Here is a 15,695-nt window from a genome sequence, read left to right as displayed (position 1 = left end):
GGGGGAATAGTTATGATACGTGTACTAATTGCAGATGACCATCACGTTGTAAGAAGAGGATTAATGTTTTTTCTAAAAACGCAGAAGGATATGGATATTGTAGGCGAGGCTACAAACGGGAAAGAAGCTGTGCAGCTAACAGCAAATTTGAAGCCCGATGTCATATTGATGGATCTAGTCATGCCAGTAATGGACGGAATAGAAGCAACGAAACGCATTAAGGCTACAGACCCAGAGATTCAAATACTAATGCTTACTAGTTTCTCAGATAGAGATCATGTGATACCTGCCTTAAAAGCTGGAGCAGCGGGATATCAGCTAAAGGATATAGAACCAGATGACCTTGCCGATGCAATTCGAAAGCTAATGCGAGGTGAAAATACATTACACCCGGAGGCAACAACGCAGTTAGAAAAGGAGTGGGAGCCAGTTGTACCTAATCCTCACGAGGAGCATCCGTTAACTCCTAGGGAGCAGGATGTATTATCTGAATTGACAAAAGGAAAAAGTAATAGAGAAATAGCATCCTCATTGTTTGTAACCGAAAAAACAGTTAAAACGCATATTTCCAATATATTCGCCAAACTGCATGTTCAGGATCGTACACAAGCCGCCCTTTATGCAGTAAAACATGGTTTAACAGAACCAAGCGGACAGTAAAAAACACGGAGAATCGCAATGAGCATGCGATCCACCGTGTTTTTTTGTTAGTTCGATTCGTTGCGCATACAAACAGAGATACGCACGGAAATAAAACTCACAAATCTTCTTAACCATCACCAAGCGTGTCCATATTTGGTTCAATATGCACTAGGATAACGGAAAATGGCTTTACCTTCATTATACGTTGTTCTATTTCCTCTGTAATACGATGGCTATTCACAACATTTAAATTTGGATCTACTGTTACAGTGAGATCGACAAACATCAAATTTCCATGCATTCTCGCTTTAAAATCCGTTAGTTCATCAACACCCTCGACGAGTCTTACTATTGTAGACAAAGATTCGGCTTCCTCTACATTAAAGCCATCAGATAATGTGTAGGCTGCGTCATGAAAAATGGTATAGGCCGTATAGATAATGATTACCCCGACTAGTAGGGCAGTTATTCCATCTAAAATTGGAAACCCTAAAATAGATCCGACTATACCAATGGTTGCACCGATACTAACTAATGCATCTGATCGATTGTCATAGGCTGCAGCTTTTAAAGCAGCACTGTTTATACGATTTCCTAGCTGTAAATTATATCTATAGACAACATACATAATAATAGCACTAACTAATCCAACAATAGCGGTTAGAAGTGAAGGAGTTTCTTCAATAGGGTTAGCAAGATGTTGAATTGCTTGAATAAGTACTTGGATTCCGATAAAAGCCATGATGAACGCAGCTACAAGCGAAGCAATAGTTTCAGCACGTAAATGTCCATATTGATGATGACTATCGGGTGGTTTTTGAGAAATACGCAGTCCGATTAATATAGCGACAGAGGCAATAATATCTGTAAAATTATTTAGGCCATCTGCTTTTAAGGCCTCTGAAGATCCGATGATACCAATGGTTAGCTTAAGTGTACTCAACAGTAGATAAATACTAATACTTATCCAGGCACCTTTTTCCCCTTCACGTAAGTTTGTATATAGCTCCACAAAGTTTCCTCTTTTCAACAATTATAGACATAGGAAAACGACCCTCAAATGAGAGTCGTTTTATTATGAGCTATAATGATTTTGTTATTCAACTATAGGTTCTAGTTCTTCAACTGGAGGAGCAGATTTAATAATCTCTAAGTATTGAATGTGGTGCCCGTCAACCTCTTTGATCATGAAATCATAGCCTTGTTCTTGAATTTTTTCACCTTTAATTGTTTCGTAGCTTTTCGTCATAAACCAACCACCGATAGTATCAATATCCTCTTCATCGATATCGATACCTAGTAGGTCATTAACATTTTCGATTAACATCTTGGCATCAACAATATAATGATTTTCTTCTAACTTTTGAACTTCTGGAAGTTCATCAGTATCAAATTCATCACGAATATCGCCAACGATTTCCTCGATAATATCTTCTATAGTCACAAGTCCAGAAGTACCACCATATTCATCCATTAAGATTGCCATATGAATTCGTTCACGTTGTATCTTAAGTAATAAATCAGCAATTGGCATATTCTCAATAACTCGGATAATTGGTTGCATATAATCGCTTACGGGTGTTGTTGCATTTGTAGGATCTTTTATATATGCCGTTAATAGATTTTTCATATTAACAAGTCCAATAATATGATCTTTGTCCCCATCAGTTATTGGATATCTTGTATATTGTTCTACACCGATTAGCTGAAATACCTCATCTAACGTAAAATCTTTATCAATAGAAGTTATTTCCGTGCGTGGAACCATAATTTCTTTTGCAATGCGATCATCAAATTCGAAAATTTTATTTACGTATTTGTATTCGGCTTGATTGATCTCTCCGCCTTTAAAGCTATCAGAAAGTATCATACGAAGCTCTTCTTCGGAATGAGCAACCTCAGATTCTGAAACAGCATCTAAACCAAATACTTTAGTTGCTAGAAAACGTGCGGAACCATTCATACCGTGAATAACTGGATACATAAGTTTATCAAAAATGATAAGCGGTTTTGCTACTGCTAATGTAATTTGTTCAGACCTTTGAATGGCAAAAGTCTTTGGTGTTAACTCTCCTACAACTACATGAATATACGTTACAAGAGAGAATGCAATAATAAATGAAAGTAAAGAGGCAACACTCTCTGGGAGCTCAAAATAATTAAATGCCGGATGTAGAATCCGTTCAATTGTCGGTTCTCCAAGCCACCCTAACCCTAAGGCTGTTATGGTGATTCCAAGCTGACAGGCAGATAGATATTCATCCAGATTGGAAACTACTTTTTTGGCATTTATCGCCTTAGTGTTCCCTTCAGCAATAAGCTGATCAATTCTTGTAGTTCTTACTTTTACAATTGCAAACTCACTCGCAACGAAAAATGCAGTGAATGCGATTAAGACAGCAAACGCTGTCAATCGTATGGCTATGTCCAAATAATTACTTTGTCCCTAACCCAAATGAGGGGTAAGACAAAGTGTACACCTCCTGTTTTCTAAAAAATAGTTTATACGTTTAATAATAAAATATAAAAAAAGAAATTACAAATCTTTCTACTTTATATTGAGATATTCTGTTAACAAAATTTACAAAAACTTAATATATATCATCTCATATATATTAGATAATAGAGATTAATATATTGAGGAGGTTCAGATGAAAAACAGATATTTAGAAATACTTAAGGCGTCAACAAAACTTGGTTTAACATCATTCGGAGGACCAGCTGCTCATATAGGATATTTTCGGGACGAGTACGTCGATAAAAGAAAATGGTTAGATGACAAATTGTATGCGGATATCGTTGCTTTGTGCCAGTTTTTACCGGGACCAGCCTCCTCTCAAGTAGGAATCTCTATTGGATTGATAAGAGGCGGATTACTGGGAGGCATTATTTCATGGATTGGATTTACTATGCCATCAGTAATACTATTAATGTTATTTGCTGCATTCATTTCAAGTTCAGGATCATTTGATAGTGGATGGATCCAAGGGTTAAAAATAGTGGCGGTTGCTGTTGTTGCACATGCCTTAATGGGTATGCAAAAATCATTAGCTCCAGATAATATAAGGATTACGATTGCAATAGGATGCGCAATACTCACGTTACTTTTTCCTACTGCAGTTGGACAAATAGCAATTATTCTTATTGCGGGCATTTTTGGTTATTTCTATTTCAAAAATGCTTCAATCGATTCCGCTCCTGAGATGAAGCTAAGCTTTGGGAAAAAGACTGGACTAATTAGTTGGATATTGTTTTTTGTATTGCTTACTTTACTGCCTTTATTAAAGCCATTTGTACAATCTGTATACTATACAATTTTTGATACTTATTACCGAGTTGGATCTATTGTATTTGGTGGTGGTCATGTTGTATTACCGATGCTACAAAGGGAAGTAGATGTGTCTGCGGATATGTTCCTTACTGGATATGGAGCAGCGCAAGCTGTACCTGGACCATTATTTACAATCGCTGGTTTTTTAGGACAAATAACTGCTGGTACAGGTGGAGCATTGATCGCAGTTTTTGCGATGTTCCTGCCATCATTTTTATTAGTCATTGGCACATTGCCATTTTGGTCAATTATTCGTTCTAAAAAAGGGATTCAAGCCGCTTTAAAGGGAGTTAATGCAGCTGTTGTAGGTATTCTTCTTGCAGCACTTTATGATCCGGTATTCACGAGCGCTGTGAATAGTCCTATTGATTTTGTTATTGTTTTAATTACTTTTACACTTTTAGTTGTGTTTAAATTAGCACCATACAAAGTGGTTCTCATAAGTGTTGTGTTAGGTGCAATTGTTCATTCATTATAAAAATTCGAAAAGTATTGACAATTAAATTTTCGGTATGCTACTGTTAATATACACAAAAAAATGGAAATGGAGGTATGACAAAATGATTCGTTTAAAAAATAGCGTTGTTGACTTAATAATTTTTTCATACCTACCATTAGACCGGAAATGATTTAATAGCAGACTTTTACGTATTGTATTGTCTATTATTAAGCGCATTACCTCTATATGGGTAATGCGCTTTTTTATGTCTTTTTACTTCCAATTTTTGGTGAAAAAATATGAAAAGGAGTGTTGAATATGAATATTCAACGGACAAAGCAAATTTTATTAAAGGAATCTCTTGAAGGTGGATAGCTATTAAGTAATGTGTAGAAAGAAGAAAAGAGGGGTTATACAATGTTTTCTGTTTTATTTAAATTGAAATGGTTTTTTAAAGATCATTGGAAGCGTTATACAGTAGCAGTTAGTTTGTTAATAATTGCTAGTGCATTTGAGGTTTTGCCACCTTGGTTAGTTGGTGAGGCGATCGATGCAATTACTATGGGAGAAATGACAAAAGAATCCTTAATGCAATATGTACTCTATTTTGTTGGAATAATTATTATAGGTTATGGACTTAACTTTGTTTGGCAATATCAATTATTTGGTGGTTCGATCACAATTGAGCGTATATTGCGTTCAAAGTTAAATTTAAAATTTTTGAATATGACTCCTACTTTTTATGAAAAAAATCGTACGGGTGATTTAATGGCCCGTGCAACAAATGATTTGAATGCAGTAGCAACCACTGCAGGATTTGGGATTATGACATTAATTGATTCGACCATGTATATGGCTGCACTTATTCTTGCAATGGGCTTTCTAATTTCATGGAAACTTACTATTTTTGCAATATTACCAATACCTATTTTAGCTTTTATAATGCAATACCTTGGTAAGATTATTCACGAAAAATATATGGTTGCACAGGATGCGTTTGGGGATTTAAATGACCGTGTATTAGAATCGGTTGCTGGGGTTCGAGTAATTCGTGCTTATGTCCAAGAAAGAGCCGATGAACAGAACTTTGCTAATATGAGTGAAGAAGTTTATGAGAAAAATATGATTGTAGAACGAATTGATGCACTCTTTGGACCAATTACTAAAGTGGGAACTGGTATTAGTTATGTAGTTGCCCTAGGATATGGTGCTTATCTAGTATCAAAAGGTGAAATGACTGTTGGGAATTTAATCACTTTTAACGTGTACTTAGGAATGGCAATTTGGCCGATGTTTGCAATTGGTGAGTTAATCAATGTAATGCAACGTGGAAATGCATCGCTGGATCGTGTGCAAGAAACATTAAACTACGATCAAGACGTAAAAGACCCTATTTCACCAGTTCAGTTAAATAGTGTGGAATCAATTGGGTTTACGGATGTTGGATTCCAATACCCGTTGTCCCAGGTAAAAAACCTTCAAAACATTCGAGTGAAGCTACAGAAAGGTCAAACACTCGGGATTGTAGGCAAAACTGGTTCCGGTAAAACTACTTTTATGAAGCAGTTATTAAAGGAATATCCAATTGGAGCGGGGCAGCTAACAATAGGAGAAACTGCTATTTCAGCGCAAACGAAAGATCAGGTTCTCGAATGGATAGGATATGTTCCACAGGATCATGTTTTGTTTTCTAGAACGATTCGTCAAAACATTCTTTTTGGTAAAGAGGATGCGACGGAAGATGAGTTAGAAGAAGCGATTCGTCTAGCACATTTCCAAAAGGATCTAATGAATTTACCGATGGGCTTAGAAACGTTAGTGGGAGAAAAAGGTGTATCCTTATCTGGTGGACAAAAACAACGTGTATCCATTGCTCGTGCCCTTATTAAAAATCCAGAAATTTTACTGTTAGATGATTCTCTATCAGCAGTAGATGCAAAGACGGAAGCTAAAATTATCGAAAATATACAAAATGAACGTAGTGGAAAGACAACAATTATTACGACGCATCGATTATCGGGAATCCAACATGCTGACCATATAATCGTTTTGGATGAAGGTCTTATTGTGGAAGAAGGATCTCATGAAGAACTTCTGACACAAAATGGTTGGTACAAAGAGCAATACGATCGTCAACAGCTAGAGGGGGTGTCGTCATGAGTACAGGAAAACGACTCTACCATTATGCGTTATTTTACAAAAAGCCAATTATTCTCGGTATACTCTTTTTAACTATTGCGGTGTTTGCTGATTTAACAGGTCCATTTATAGCTAAGAAAATTATCGATGATCATATTACTGAAGGAGCTATTAATCTTCAGCCTATATTAATGTTACTGGCAGTCTATTTTGGTTTAGCAATTGTAACAGCGGTTTTTAGATATTTTATGTTTATCAATTTACAGATTGGTGCAAATCGAGTTGTTCAGAAGCTCCGAAATGATGTTTTCGGGCATATTCAAACGTTGCCAATACAGTATTTTGACAACTTGCCTGCCGGAAAAGTTGTAGCACGTGTAACAAACGATACAGAAGCAATTCGTAATTTATATGTGCAAGTATTATCTCAATTTGCGACTAGTATTATTTCTATTGCAGGGGTTTATGTTGCTCTGTTCATCTTAAATGTACAAATGGCTTTAATGGCACTATTCGTAGTTCCAATTGTGTATATTTGGATGATCGCTTATCGAAAGTATGCATCTAAATATAATCATGTAGTTCGTACAAAGATTGCCGATTTAAATGCTATGTTGAATGAATCTATTCAAGGGATGTCTATTATCCAAGCATTTAAACGAGAGAAGCAAATGGAACGTGAATTTGAGGAGATGAATGAAGAACATTATAGATATCAGAAAAAGTTACTTACTTTAGACTCAGCAACTTCATTTAACTTAGTAAGTGTACTCCGTACGATTATGTTTGTTATGTTCATCTGGTATTTCGGAAGCTTATCTATGGAGCCGAATGCAATCATTTCAGCTGGTATGCTTTATGCATTCGTAGATTATACGACTCGATTATTTAATCCGATTACAGGGATTGTTAACCAATTAGCTCAGTTAGAAAGATCATTGGTTGCTGGAACACGTGTGTTCCAATTACTTGATGAAACAGGGGAAGAAGTAAAAGATGAACGTATGAAACGATATGAAGGAAATGTGGAGTTTCAAAATGTTTCTTTTGCATATAAAGCAGATGAATATGTCTTGAAAAATTTGAACTTTGTTGCGAATAAAGGGGAAACTGTAGCACTTGTTGGTCATACAGGATCAGGTAAAAGTTCTATTATGAACTTGTTGTTCCGCTTCTATGATCCTTCAAAAGGGAGAATTTTAATAGATGGTACAGATATAACAACATTACCAAGACAAACAATTCGAGATCATATGGGTATAGTTTTACAGGACCCTTATTTGTTTTCAGGAACGATAGAGTCAAATGTCAGCTTAAGTGATCCGCGTATTACTCGAGAGACGGTTGAGGCCGCTTTAGAGGCTGTCGGAGGAGAACGGGTTTTGAAAAATCTAGAAAAAGGCTTGGATGAACCCGTTATAGAAAAGGGGAGCACGTTATCTTCTGGTCAACGTCAGCTCGTTTCCTTCGCTAGAGCCCTTGCATTTGATCCGGCTATTTTAATTTTGGATGAAGCGACATCTAATATTGATACGGAAACGGAAGAAATTATTCAACATGCAATGGATGTATTGAAAAAAGGAAGAACTACTTTTATCATCGCTCATCGACTTTCTACTATTAAGAATGCTGATCGCATTTTAGTACTAGACCGTGGAGAAATTGTTGAAAGTGGATCTCACGACGAGTTAATACAGCTACAAGGTCGCTATGAACAAATGTATAAATTACAAGCAGGAATATCTCAGCATGTATAACACATGCGGGGATATTCCCTTTTTTGTTTAATTTGTTATCCACCAGAGAAACCAAGCCATGCGCCCAAGCGAACTGTTTATAAGTCCGGGCCAACAATTATATATTGAAATTTTCTAACGATAATCGTATATTTAGTGTATCGAAATAAAAAAGAAGAGGTACAATATGATGGATTGGTTTGCAGGTTGGAAAAAAAGCATCACATCATTCAATAGAAACATCAAAATGTTCATGCTTGCAAATTTACTCATTCAAGTAGGAATGGGTGTATTTTTAGTTATGTACAATTTATATATAAAGGAACTTGGGTTTCCCGAAACATTGAACGGTAAAATTATCTCTATGACATCTCTTGCTTCGGCAATAATGTTAATCCCTGCTGGATATCTAAGTGACCGGCTAGGTAGAAAAGGAATTATTATTACAGGTGCTATAGTTGCTGCTGGTACCTTATTTTACAGAAGTTTAGTTACGGGGGAACAATCACTAATTTATGCTGCATTTTTTACTGGTTTGTTTATGGCATTAGTGCAAGTGTCTGGTGTTCCTTTTCTCGCTGAAAACTCGAAAGCCAGTGAACGAATGCATCTTTTTAGTATTCATTTTTCATTAATGACCATAGCAAGTGTTGTTGGTAGTCTCGGTGGGGGAGTGTTAGCAGATGCACTTCATATAATTGGTAATATTTCTACTGTAGATTCTATTATGTACGTACTAATTATTGGAGCAATTATTTTTACGATTGGAATAGTTCCATTATTTCAGTTGAAACCAATACAAATAGAGATGGATTCGGATGAACATACAGAAGAATCCGGTGGAAATACTCCAAGTGGTTTTAGAAAAAATCTAAAGATTATTGTGTTATTTGGAGTTGCGAATCTATTAATTGGAACAGGTTCCGGTCTTGTTATCCCTTACTTGAACTTGTACTTTTCTAACCGATTCGATGCATCGAACACATATATTGGACTAATCTTGTCGTTAGGGTCTGCGATGGCTGCAGTTGCGATGCTACTTGGGCCAGCCCTTGTAAAGAAGGTTGGGAAAGTAAAGGCATTAGTGATTTTCCAGCTACTCTCGATACCATTTTTGTTTATCACGGGTTATACCAATTCTTTAATCATTGCTTCTATTGCCTTTTTAATGCGCCAGGCCCTCATGAATGCTGGTAATCCTATTCAAAGTGCAATTGCAATGGACTTAGTACAGGACAAATATAAGGGGCTTGCCAATTCAGTAAATCAAATGGTTTTTAATGTGGGATGGGCAAGTACTGGGGCTATATCAACGGGACTTGTCATGACATTTGGCTTTTACTGGGGATATGCTTATACATTTACGATTACAGGGATTCTTTATATTATTGCATCTACCTATTTTTATATTTTATTTGGGCGAAAAAGTACCCTAGGTAAGAAACAAACATGAAAAAAGAAACATTCACGTTTGTTCTGATAAACGTGAATGTTTCTTACACGAGGACACCTCAGTCATACACATGAAAAAGCATTAGTTCATGTATCATTTTTTTCACTGTTTCTTCATCTGCTGGTGTTTCACCGAGCCATTTAATCGTTCCATCCGGTTCATATTCTGCGGCGTATCTTTGTTGTTTATAAAAAAAAGATACAGACCAACCTGGAAGTTGTTTGTTTTCATAGAGTGGTTTAAAGCTAAAGTGTTGTAGCAAGGATATCAACCTTTCATGTGAGTGAATTTGTTCGCATACACTAATATAAATGATTAGTGAAGGAGCATCGAATTGTTTAATGAACAGTTAAGGCAGGCCATACTTAATGAATATCAAGATTATCATTTTTATCGTTCTATGTATAAATTGACTGATGATCCGTATTTTCAAGGTTTTATCGAACATATTTATGAGGATGAAAAAAGTCATTACGAAATGTTCCAACAACTCTATTATATGCTGACCGGTACATTTGTACAAAACTTTCCGGAACCTGTTTTATGTACAGATTTGAATGATTGCTTAAAAAATGCGATTAAAGATGAATTAGAAGCAGCGGAGCTTTATAAGGAGATGGTCTTGCAAATACCAATTCAACAAGCCTATGCACCCTTATTTGTTGCGATGCATGACGAGACCGAACATGCAATACGTCTGACTACCTTGCTGCATTTATTGTAAATTCTTTTAGTGTTTGCCTATCCTCTGCTATAATAATCTAGAAGCTAGAGGAAAAAGGTGAAATTGATGGATTTTTTATGGACAATCACATTCATGGCGATAGTTGGAGCAGCTATTGGATCAGTAACTAATCACTTTGCTATTAAGATGTTATTCAGACCGCATGAGGCAAAATATATAGGCTCGTGGCGCATCCCATTCACACCTGGTCTGATCCCTAAAAGACGTGATGAGCTTGCAAAACAACTGGGTAATACTGTTATCCAGCATTTATTAACGCCTGATATCTTTAAAAAAAAATATTTTAACGAAGAAATGAAAAATAAAGCAGCTCATTTCTTAACGGAGCAACTGAACGATAAAATCTTTCAATCGGACAAAACGATAAATGATTGGTTGAAACTTGCTGGACTAGAAAGCGTGCCTACTATTGTAAAGAGTAAAATAGAAGAACAGGTGGACGTGCAATTTAGTCAATTAAAAACTAGATTTGAAAAAGAAACAATACGTCAGCTTGCACCAATTGATTGGCAGCAAAAAGCGGATACTAAAGTTGGGGAAATCGTTTCGTACATTCTACTTAAAGGTGAAGGTTTCTTTGAATCGGATGAAGGTAAGCAAACAGTAAAAAATCTTATTGATGATTTTCTGTCTACAAAAGGGACATTAGGTAATATGATTCAAATGTTCATGGGTGAATCTTCATCACTTGCTGGAAAAGTTCAACCGGAAATATTAAAATTCCTAAGAGCGCCAGGAACGAAAAATATGCTAGAAAAAATAGTAAGAAGTGAATGGGAGAAATTAAAGGATCGCCCACTTAATGAAATGATGGAAGGCTTTGACTTTGAGCCTATTGTTAAAAATGTTAAAGTATATTTGACAGAGCAGTTGGCAATCGAAGAAAGATTGAATTATAGTTTCATTCATTACTTCCCAGGAGTAACTGGATGGACCGAGTCATATCTTATTCCGAAAGTGACGACATTTGCATTCCAGGAAGCAGAAACAAAGCTAGAAGAAGTCTTGCGTAAAATGAAATTAGAAGATATGGTAAAAGAGCAAGTAGATACTTTCCCAGTATCTCGACTAGAAGAAATTGTTCTTGGTATTTCAAAGAGAGAGTTCAAAATGATTACCATTTTAGGTGGTGTTCTTGGTGGACTTATCGGTATTATTCAAGGACTAATTGTATTCTTTACTACTTAAACTAAAGGAGCTTACTAACATGATTAACATTTATGATGACATTAACAAATTAGAAAAAACTCTACGCCAAACAGATGAATTTTCCAATGTACAGACTGCAGTAGAATCTGTAAAAGCGGATGAAGAGGCTCTAACTTTATTCCAAAGTTTCCGTAAGGTTCAATTGTCATTACAAGAGAAGCAAATGAATGGAGAAGAAATTTCCGGAGAAGAGATTGAGTATGCACAAAAAACAGCTCAGCTCGCGCAAGGAAACGAAAAAATATTCCACATGCTTCAAGCAGAAATGGCTCTAAGTCAACTAATTGAAGAAGTAAATCGTGTTTTGATCAAGCCTGTTCAAGAACTTTATGAAGGCATCTAAGAAATAAACGTAAAGAACTTTTCCTATTACAGGAGAGGTTCTTTTTTGTTTTTTAATAAAGTATATTCAAAAGTACGTGTACACTAAGTTGTTGATAATTAATGATACCGCTATTATTTTCACTTCAGTCGCCGACTTCCGCTACAATCAATCAATTAATATCCTGCCTTTGTGATGAACACCTGAATGCAAGATTAGCTAAAGATACTTTTCATTGCAGTCGACCTACTAATTAGAAAAAGACCTTTAGTAGCTCAATTCTACACATTTAGGCTTTGAATTAGTAAATTACTATGGTAATTTTATCCTTTCCTCAAGTAAATCGCTATCTAGCAGAAGTAACTGGGGAAGAAGCACAAGTTAACTACAGAGTAAAGCAAGTAAAAATAGTAGAAGAGCAAGTAACCGCCATGCCAACGCAAGTAAATAGTTTTTGCTTTTTCAGCAGGACTTAAAAGTTTAATGGCGAATTTAATAGAAGAATGAATGACTATTCACTTACAAAGGGGAATGTATATGTATAATACTTTATTGTTAGAAAAAGAAGGCCGTATTGCGACTTTAACAATGAATCGTCCAGAAGCAATGAATTCGATGAATGGAGTGATGATGAGAGAGTTGGCAGAAAGCCTAGAATCTCTTCAATCAGACACATCTGTTCAAGTACTAGTTATTAAAGGAGAGGGGCGCGCATTTTCTGCAGGTGGAGACATTAAAGCGATGCTAGATAAAGAGAATCCTTTTGATATTGATGAAGCGATGACTTACCTCACTCGGATTGCTAAAACTTTATATATGTTACCACAGATTACTATTGCATCTGTACACGGGGCAGCAGCGGGATTAGGATTTAGTATGGTATTAGGCTGCGATATTATCATTGCGGAAGAAAACAGCAAGCTTGCTATGAACTTTATCGGAATTGGGCTAGTTCCGGATGGGGGTGGTCATTTCTTTCTAAAAGAAAGAGTGGGTATCCCAAAAGCAAAACAGCTTATGTGGAGCGGAAAGCTTTTCACTGGAATAGAAGCACAAAAAATCGGACTTGTGGATGAAGTTGCTTCAGATGGTTTAGGATCTGCAACTGCAGCTTCCTATGCACAAAAGCTAATTCAGTCACCAATTGCTGCCATGATTGCATCAAAAGAAATTTTACACGCAACAAAATTAAAAGAACTACAATCCGTTCTAGAAAGAGAAGCTGTTGCACAATCAGCAATGCGAAAAACGGAAGATCATCAAGAAGGTATTCAGGCTTTTGTTGAAAAGCGAAAGCCAGAGTTTAAAGGTAAATAAGTAAACAAAAGTGAGAAGGTCATTAAATTGATCTTCTTTTTTTGTTAAATTTGAAATTTATCTGAACTTTGTGTCGTCTGAAGGTGTAGTTATAGGTTATGAAGGAAAAAGGATTGAATTGGAAGTCTGCTATACCCTCTACTCTAATTATTAAAAACTGAGTGTAAAAAACGTTTTTTAAATATTCTTAATATATAATTTACTATGTTATAATTTTCTTAGTAATACAAGGAGGTTTACGTCCAATGGTAAAAAAATAAGATGAGGAAATCTTAAATTATTTTATTAATTTTAGAATAAGCATGTAGATTTTCTCTTTCATAGAATTATATCTAGAATAGAGGAGAAAGAACATGTTAAATAAATTCAGTGATACTATTTATTATTTACCTAATAAAGATGATAATGAAAGACCAACATTAGGGCTTGTATGTGGTGACCAATATAGTTTAATAATAGATTCGGGTAATTCTACCCAACATGCTAAAGACTTTTTACGAGAAATCGAAAAGCTAAATGTACCACCAATTAAATATATGGTCATTACCCATGCACATTGGGATCATATCTTGGGCATGAATGAATTTGATGCAATTGTTATAACTAATAGCCTAACAAGCGAGAAGATAAAAGAATGGAATAGTTATTCTTATGACGATATTTCACTTCAAAACAATGTGAATAATAACCAAATTAGTACTATGTGTATGAAAATCATACAAACTGACATGCCGAACAGAGACAACTGTATGTTAAAATCTCCTGAGATAGTCTTTGAAAATACACTAACTATTGATTTGGGTAATAAAGTTTGTATAATTGAAAAAATCAACAGTACTCATACAGATGACTCCACCATTATTTATATTCCTAATGAAAAGTTTATCTTTTTAGGTGATTGTGCATATGGTACAACTACAAATTCTCTATTTCATTACAAGCAATCTATGTTATTAAGTATGATTAAAGACATTCAAAAATATGATGCTGAAATGTTCCTCCTTGGTCACGAATCTATTTGCGATTTAAAGGAAATGAACATCTACTGGGAAGAGTTATCAGCATCTAGTGAAGCTGTTAAATCGCCTTCTCTAGAAAATGCTTTAGAATTCTTTAGGGTAGAAAACAATAGGGAGCCAAATGAGAATGAATTGTTTTTCATAAAAGCATTTGTGAATGATCATGTGATTCAAAAATAATAATTCTATAGAACTTATAGAACCATAAAATGAAAACAAAAGCCACCTCATTTAAATCCAATGAGGTGGCTTTTTTTAGATGTTTGAAAATATGAATATGATGATCATTTTTATACATGAAATAATACTAGTTTTCCAGAGCTATTTACAAGGCGATGTGTTTTATTGGCAAATCCTTTTTCTTCAATAATTGCTTCCCCTTTTTGTTTTGCTTCATCATCATTTTCGTACTCCCAAGTTTCTTCTATAATTAGTTCACCTGTTGGTTCAAACGCAGTAAATTTGTATGGTTTCATGACCAAAACACCCCTTTATTATTCTACTATATATTATACACAAAAGATTATGAAAATAAAATGTAAAGTAAGCTTGACAATATAAAATGGAGTAAAGTATACTTTACGTAAAGTTAACTTTACAGAGAAGGAGGATGAAATTGAAAAACTACGTTCGAGATAAACGGATGTCATTTGGAATGACACAGGATGAACTCTCAGAGAAACTTGATGTGTCTAGACAAACAATCATATCTTTAGAAAAAGGAAAATATAATCCTTCTATTAATTTGGCATTTAAGCTATCTAAACTTTTCAAATGTACGATCGAGGATATATTTATTTATGAGGAGGATGAAAAGGATGTATGAAGAATTTGATTTGTTTACATTTTTGATTGGTTTGCCACTAGGAATTATTATTACGGGTATTGTTTTTATGATCAATCGGAAAATTGGAAAGAAAAAGAGATGGTTTGATGAACGATACAATAGAATTCATGGAAGAGCGCGGTCCTATTCGTGGATAGCGACGACTATTGCAATCCTAGTTGTGTGGATGATTGTTATAGTAATGGAAGGTCCTGGATTGACCTTTTTCCTACTAACAGGCCTATGGGTAGTTCATATGGTTTCCTATTCAATTGGAGCAATTATTGCTAATCAAGAAAACTAAATAAGGAGGAATATAAAATGCAAAATACGAAAGTTGCACTAATTGTTTCATTATGCGCTTTAATTGTAATTCCAGGATTGTTTTTGATTGTTTCGTTGATTACAGGCCAATGGAAGTTTTTACTATTTAGTGTTCCTCCTGCTCTGTTTGCCGGATTAACTGGACTAAACTTAACTATACGGCAAATAAAAATAGAACGTAAAAGTGTATAAT

General features: G+C 35.3%; 17 protein-coding genes. 13 read left to right on the top strand and 4 right to left on the bottom strand.

Annotated elements, in window-relative coordinates:
• Positions 1-12 precede the first annotated feature (12 nt).
• Positions 13-660, top strand: a complete 648-nt coding sequence (locus MKY29_RS16515) for a response regulator (protein ID WP_090570229.1) — start codon at positions 13-15, stop codon at positions 658-660.
• Between the two features lie 109 nt (positions 661-769).
• Here the strand turns inward: MKY29_RS16515 and MKY29_RS16510 are convergent, their stop codons facing one another.
• Positions 770-1,654, bottom strand: coding sequence for a cation diffusion facilitator family transporter (locus MKY29_RS16510; RefSeq protein ID WP_241598948.1), 885 nt, complete (start codon positions 1,652-1,654; stop codon positions 770-772).
• Between the two features lie 84 nt (positions 1,655-1,738).
• The gene (locus tag MKY29_RS16505) at positions 1,739-3,073 is read right to left on the bottom strand and encodes a hemolysin family protein (protein ID WP_241598949.1); all 1,335 of its coding nucleotides are present in this window, start codon (positions 3,071-3,073) and stop codon (positions 1,739-1,741) included.
• A gap of 220 nt (positions 3,074-3,293) precedes the next feature.
• Here MKY29_RS16505 and chrA point away from each other — a divergent pair, with 220 nt between their 5' ends.
• The 4 genes from chrA (at position 3,294) to MKY29_RS16485 (ending at position 9,740) form a co-directional block, all read left to right on the top strand.
• Positions 3,294-4,451 (top strand): chromate efflux transporter, encoded by a 1,158-nt coding sequence (gene chrA, locus MKY29_RS16500; RefSeq protein ID WP_241598950.1) that lies wholly within the window; start codon positions 3,294-3,296, stop codon positions 4,449-4,451.
• Positions 4,452-4,829: 378 nt separating this feature from the next.
• A complete protein-coding gene (locus MKY29_RS16495; RefSeq protein WP_241598951.1) occupies positions 4,830-6,572 on the top strand; it encodes an ABC transporter ATP-binding protein in 1,743 nt (580 codons plus the stop codon).
• A complete protein-coding gene (locus tag MKY29_RS16490) occupies positions 6,569-8,308 on the top strand; it encodes an ABC transporter ATP-binding protein (RefSeq protein ID WP_340880320.1) in 1,740 nt (579 codons plus the stop codon). Before MKY29_RS16495 ends, MKY29_RS16490 begins: the two co-directional genes overlap by 4 nt.
• A 169-nt stretch (positions 8,309-8,477) precedes the next feature.
• Entirely contained in the window at positions 8,478-9,740 is a 1,263-nt protein-coding gene (locus MKY29_RS16485; protein ID WP_340880319.1) for an MFS transporter, read from the top strand.
• A gap of 58 nt (positions 9,741-9,798) precedes the next feature.
• On the opposite strand, the gene MKY29_RS16480 is transcribed toward MKY29_RS16485, so the two are convergent.
• A complete protein-coding gene (locus tag MKY29_RS16480) occupies positions 9,799-10,002 on the bottom strand; it encodes a YheE family protein (protein WP_090570212.1) in 204 nt (67 codons plus the stop codon).
• Between the two features lie 72 nt (positions 10,003-10,074).
• Between MKY29_RS16480 and MKY29_RS16475 the strand changes: the two genes are divergently transcribed.
• The 5 genes from MKY29_RS16475 (at position 10,075) to MKY29_RS16455 (ending at position 14,532) form a co-directional block, all read left to right on the top strand.
• Positions 10,075-10,464, top strand: a complete 390-nt coding sequence (locus MKY29_RS16475) for a ferritin-like domain-containing protein (protein WP_090570209.1) — start codon at positions 10,075-10,077, stop codon at positions 10,462-10,464.
• 63 nt (positions 10,465-10,527) lie between these two features.
• Positions 10,528-11,673, top strand: a complete 1,146-nt coding sequence (locus MKY29_RS16470; protein ID WP_093496463.1) for a DUF445 domain-containing protein — start codon at positions 10,528-10,530, stop codon at positions 11,671-11,673.
• A 19-nt stretch (positions 11,674-11,692) separates the two neighbouring features.
• Complete coding sequence (locus MKY29_RS16465) at positions 11,693-12,037, top strand: YlbF family regulator (protein ID WP_340880318.1); 345 nt, start codon at positions 11,693-11,695, stop codon at positions 12,035-12,037.
• A gap of 516 nt (positions 12,038-12,553) precedes the next feature.
• Complete coding sequence (locus MKY29_RS16460; protein ID WP_418939837.1) at positions 12,554-13,333, top strand: enoyl-CoA hydratase; 780 nt, start codon at positions 12,554-12,556, stop codon at positions 13,331-13,333.
• A gap of 353 nt (positions 13,334-13,686) precedes the next feature.
• Positions 13,687-14,532 (top strand): MBL fold metallo-hydrolase, encoded by an 846-nt coding sequence (locus tag MKY29_RS16455; RefSeq protein WP_093496459.1) that lies wholly within the window; start codon positions 13,687-13,689, stop codon positions 14,530-14,532.
• Positions 14,533-14,642: 110 nt separating this feature from the next.
• Here the strand turns inward: MKY29_RS16455 and MKY29_RS16450 are convergent, their stop codons facing one another.
• Positions 14,643-14,828 (bottom strand): YhzD family protein, encoded by a 186-nt coding sequence (locus tag MKY29_RS16450; RefSeq protein ID WP_340880317.1) that lies wholly within the window; start codon positions 14,826-14,828, stop codon positions 14,643-14,645.
• A gap of 134 nt (positions 14,829-14,962) precedes the next feature.
• On the opposite strand from MKY29_RS16450, the gene MKY29_RS16445 reads away from it, so the two are divergent.
• From MKY29_RS16445 to MKY29_RS16435, 3 genes are read left to right on the top strand one after another with little or no spacing between them, the layout of a single operon-like run.
• Entirely contained in the window at positions 14,963-15,178 is a 216-nt protein-coding gene (locus MKY29_RS16445) for a helix-turn-helix transcriptional regulator (RefSeq protein ID WP_418939845.1), read from the top strand.
• Positions 15,171-15,482, top strand: coding sequence for a hypothetical protein (locus MKY29_RS16440; RefSeq protein ID WP_340880316.1), 312 nt, complete (start codon positions 15,171-15,173; stop codon positions 15,480-15,482). The genes MKY29_RS16445 and MKY29_RS16440 overlap by 8 nt, the downstream gene beginning before the upstream one ends.
• 17 nt (positions 15,483-15,499) lie before the next feature.
• Positions 15,500-15,694 carry a hypothetical protein gene (locus tag MKY29_RS16435; protein WP_090570176.1) on the top strand — a complete coding sequence of 65 codons (195 nt, stop codon included), beginning with the start codon at positions 15,500-15,502 and terminating at the stop codon, positions 15,692-15,694.
• The last annotated feature ends 1 nt before the right edge of the window (position 15,695 follow it).

Origin of the sequence: Psychrobacillus sp. FSL K6-2365, assembly GCF_038003165.1 — a bacterium.
Classification (GTDB): domain Bacteria; phylum Bacillota; class Bacilli; order Bacillales_A; family Planococcaceae; genus Psychrobacillus; species Psychrobacillus psychrodurans.
The sequence above is the reverse complement of the archived record's forward strand: the minus strand, read 5'-3'. Positions and strand labels throughout refer to the sequence as shown.

Coding starts and splice junctions, on each gene's coding strand:
- MKY29_RS16490 (WP_340880320.1), top strand. CDS start 6,569: ATGAGTACAGGAAAACGACTCTACCATTATGCGTTATTTTACAAAAAG.
- MKY29_RS16450 (WP_340880317.1), bottom strand. CDS start 14,828: ATGAAACCATACAAATTTACTGCGTTTGAACCAACAGGTGAACTAATT.
- MKY29_RS16465 (WP_340880318.1), top strand. CDS start 11,693: ATGATTAACATTTATGATGACATTAACAAATTAGAAAAAACTCTACGC.
- MKY29_RS16435 (WP_090570176.1), top strand. CDS start 15,500: ATGCAAAATACGAAAGTTGCACTAATTGTTTCATTATGCGCTTTAATT.
- MKY29_RS16495 (WP_241598951.1), top strand. CDS start 4,830: ATGTTTTCTGTTTTATTTAAATTGAAATGGTTTTTTAAAGATCATTGG.
- MKY29_RS16440 (WP_340880316.1), top strand. CDS start 15,171: ATGTATGAAGAATTTGATTTGTTTACATTTTTGATTGGTTTGCCACTA.
- MKY29_RS16455 (WP_093496459.1), top strand. CDS start 13,687: ATGTTAAATAAATTCAGTGATACTATTTATTATTTACCTAATAAAGAT.
- chrA (WP_241598950.1), top strand. CDS start 3,294: ATGAAAAACAGATATTTAGAAATACTTAAGGCGTCAACAAAACTTGGT.
- MKY29_RS16515 (WP_090570229.1), top strand. CDS start 13: ATGATACGTGTACTAATTGCAGATGACCATCACGTTGTAAGAAGAGGA.
- MKY29_RS16445 (WP_418939845.1), top strand. CDS start 14,963: ATGAAATTGAAAAACTACGTTCGAGATAAACGGATGTCATTTGGAATG.
- MKY29_RS16485 (WP_340880319.1), top strand. CDS start 8,478: ATGGATTGGTTTGCAGGTTGGAAAAAAAGCATCACATCATTCAATAGA.
- MKY29_RS16460 (WP_418939837.1), top strand. CDS start 12,554: ATGTATAATACTTTATTGTTAGAAAAAGAAGGCCGTATTGCGACTTTA.